The organism is Candidatus Aquicultor sp. (assembly GCF_054640775.1).
Genome location: NZ_JBTSLF010000252.1, coordinates 1 through 3,234, shown reverse-complemented (window position 1 = coordinate 3,234; position 3,234 = coordinate 1). Strand labels below are relative to the sequence as shown.

Sequence of the window (3,234 nt, the reverse complement as noted above, 5' to 3'; positions counted from 1 at the left end):
GACCCGGATAATCATTTCCTCCATCTTAAAGGGTTTGGTCATGTAATCATAGGCACCTTCCCGAATGGCCTTCAGGGCCGTATCCAAGGTCCCATAGGCAGTCAGGATAATCACCGCACGGTCAGGGTCCATTTTTAAAGCTTCTTTGAGGACCTCAATCCCATCGGCGCCGGGCATCCTCAGGTCGGTGATAACCAGATTGATATTTTCCATTTTAAGGATTTTAATGGCATCCAATCCATCTTTAGCCGACCTGACGGCATACCCTTCACTGCTCAAAAGGGAGATAATAACTTCTCGGACGATCTCATCATCATCGACGACTAATATCTTGATTCCATTCTTTTTCATATCAAATCCCGGTGATAGATTTTTCTTTACACTTCAATTATTTTTTTATCTTTTCCAACACTTCATTGAAGGCCAGTTTAAGAACGAACTTCTTCTTTGCCTCGGCAGAAATATTCAACAGATCGTTGCTGCTATTCTGGCCCCGATCAGCAAAAGAAGCGGGCTTAAGACGAGTAACCCTCTCATAAAAACGAATAACTTCCGGATAGTTCACTGGTGAGGTTGACATCTGGTTTCCTCCCTGGTTTGGGTGCTTTTCACCTTATACTTCCTATCGGTCAAAAACATCAAAACTTTAGAAGTTTCTCAGAAGGAAACAATATGGTTAGTAGAGAAAAGGACTTTTATCCATAACCCATCTGAGGATAACAGGGGAATTCGGGATTGGTGTCATTAATATGGATAGACCTCAAAAAATCAAAACTGAGATGGCTTTAAAAAGTTCCCTGCCCTGGGCTTAACAAGGCCTGAAAATCCTTAAGGGTTATGTCGTACTTTCTGGTACCTAGAAAAATCAAAGAATGCCGCTCATCCCTACGAAAGGCAGAACTAATGAGCGGCTAGGAAGCCACCCCTATTGACTCTTGTCGGGAGAAGACATTAAGCCGGCTGCAATATTTTGATTGATCTGGATAAGGGCGGTAAGCTTTTCCGGAACTGGGTTGGCCATGGCTTCAAATATCGTTTTGTCAATATAGGCGCTTATGGTCAGGAGTTGTTGTTTTATCTCAATGGGCAGAGGATTCTCTTCCCGGGACAGCTCTCCCTGAAAAATGCTCCAGATCATTTGGTTAAACCGAAGGGCTTCTTTAAACTGGGACTCCCGATTCTCTGAATCCCAATGTTCTTGGCAATCTTTAAGTTTTTGGGCCGCCCGGATTAAAACCGAGGATTCGAGGGCATTACCGGAGAGTGTTTCTTTGTGCATACTGTCATAGGCTTTGTATTGGTTCTGATACACGGTTTAATACCTCCTGCTCATATTCGATCAATTTTCCGGCCAGTTTAAGGGCCTGGTAGTAACGATTGCCTAAAATCTGTTCACTGATTTGATCAATCAATCCTAAAACACTTGGGGTCGCCGTAATAAGTTCTTTGACCAATTCCCAGTAAGTCTGATGGTGTTCGGCCAATTGGCCTTCGTCCATATACATTAACTGAATAGCAAAATAAATCCGCCGGCAAGGGGTGTCAGCATCTTTAATACTCAGGATATTTTTATGCCGTAATATCGGGACCTTATTTTCAACAAACAAGTCACTTTTAATTCTGCCATTCGTGATAACCGCACCCCCGATAATCACGCGTTCTCCGGATTTTAGTGATATTTTTAATGGCACGGCATATCCCTTAGGTTAAAAAATCGAACAAGGATTGTGAAAGAATTTTGGATGATGAAATTCTCAACGCCTCTAAAGAGGTCGTCAGTTTTTGGAGTTCCACAGCGGTCTCCGTCATATCTGCATCTTCGGCATCGGTCAGGTTATTTTTAAGATTTACCGTACCGGCCTCCAGTCTGGACTTTTGATTCGTCAGATGAACCTGCCATGTGCTCATTTCGGACTGAACCGTTAAAACCTGTTTCGTGGCTTTCTCCAAGGGGATGGAAAGGGATTGAATACGCCTCATGGCTTGGGATTGGCTTAAGGAGGTCCCATCCGTTTTCTGATATTGCCAGGCACTGCTTAAGATATTGGCCATATCCATGAAATTCGAGAAACTGAAATGATCTTCATAATCAGGATCTCCGGGATGATCGGGATGGGTGATGGACACTTCAATGGATGTTTTTCCTAAAACCGTATCCGGAACAGCTGTGTAAGACACTGTGCTTCCGTCAGATAAAATCGTAGACTCCACGCCCTGCAGGGTATAGCTGAAGGCCGTTGAGAGGGATGCATCGGCACTGCTCCCGACGACATTAATCGTCTGGTTCATTTCTTTAGAAATCGGTAGTCGGAGTTGCCCACTGTCACCTTGGTAGGCATAACTATGATTAACCGCATCGTAGGCATAAGCCTTTTGATCCGATTGAAATCCGGAGTAGATATAACAGTCTCTGAATTGACTGTTGGAAAGGTCAAGGAGATAATCACGCAGATTAGCCGCTTCCTCGGCAGAGTAGGCCCTATCTTCAACGGTCCCCAGAGTATCGCCTCCATTGTAAACCAGAGTTTTTAATTCCTTCAGGGTATTAGAAACTTGACTCAACACTGCATCATTAAATTCAAGATAGTTATTGGCCTCGGTCAGGTTCTGACCGTATTGGTCGTTTTGGCTGATGGAGAGTTTATAATCCATAGCCTTTACGGTCCCCAAGACATCATCGGAGGGAGTGCTGATTTTTTTTCCCGTAGCCAATCGAGCACTTAACTCATTGAGTTCGGTGAGATTATTTTTTAATCCCCGGGCTAATTGATTATAGAGCATGGATGAAGCAACTCTCATATAAAACCGAACCTATCCTTTATAAATTAAGTATGGTCTGGAATATTTCGTCAGCGGTCTTTATCAATCGGGCGGCAGCCTGATAGGCACGCTGGAAGATGATTAAATTAGACGCTTCCTCATCCAAATTGACACCGGAAACCGAATCACGCCGGGTGTTGAGCTGAGCCAAAAAATTATCGTAAAACGTCAATTCATCCGACGCCGCTTGACTTTGGTTCCCGACCTTCGCCACCAACCTTTCATAAAAATTGGCAATAGTATCTGAATCAAGGGCCGTAATATGGCTATTAATAAGACTTGATATAGCTAAGGCGTTGGTATTATCACCCGGGAGGCCCCCAGCGGTCCCCGAAGCGGCGATTCCTCGCGCAGAAGTTACGGCCATTCCCAAATTGGAAACGGCGGTTGTTAAGGGGCTGATTTTGAAACGGT

6 protein-coding genes are annotated in these 3,234 nt (G+C 44.2%); all 6 read right to left on the bottom strand.

Annotated elements, in window-relative coordinates; translation table 11 throughout:
• Positions 1-351 (bottom strand): response regulator (locus tag ACYC56_RS13665; protein ID WP_461374728.1); only part of this gene is annotated, 351 nt, incomplete at its 3' end.
• A gap of 37 nt (positions 352-388) precedes the next feature.
• The gene (locus ACYC56_RS13660) at positions 389-580 is read right to left on the bottom strand and encodes a hypothetical protein (RefSeq protein WP_461374727.1); all 192 of its coding nucleotides are present in this window, start codon (positions 578-580) and stop codon (positions 389-391) included.
• A gap of 345 nt (positions 581-925) precedes the next feature.
• Positions 926-1,312: a flagellar biosynthesis regulator FlaF gene (flaF, locus tag ACYC56_RS13655; protein WP_461374726.1), complete on the bottom strand. Its 387-nt coding sequence runs from the start codon at positions 1,310-1,312 to the stop codon at positions 926-928.
• On the bottom strand, positions 1,284-1,691 hold the full coding sequence (locus ACYC56_RS13650) for a flagellar biosynthesis repressor FlbT (RefSeq protein ID WP_461374725.1): 408 nt from the start codon (positions 1,689-1,691) through the stop codon (positions 1,284-1,286). Before ACYC56_RS13650 ends, flaF begins: the two co-directional genes overlap by 29 nt.
• Positions 1,692-1,701: 10 nt before the next feature.
• Positions 1,702-2,799 carry a flagellar hook-associated protein FlgL gene (flgL, locus tag ACYC56_RS13645; protein WP_461374724.1) on the bottom strand — a complete coding sequence of 366 codons (1,098 nt, stop codon included), beginning with the start codon at positions 2,797-2,799 and terminating at the stop codon, positions 1,702-1,704.
• 19 nt (positions 2,800-2,818) lie between these two features.
• On the bottom strand, positions 2,819-3,234 hold a 416-nt coding region (locus ACYC56_RS13640), incomplete at its 5' end, for a flagellar basal body rod C-terminal domain-containing protein (RefSeq protein WP_461374723.1).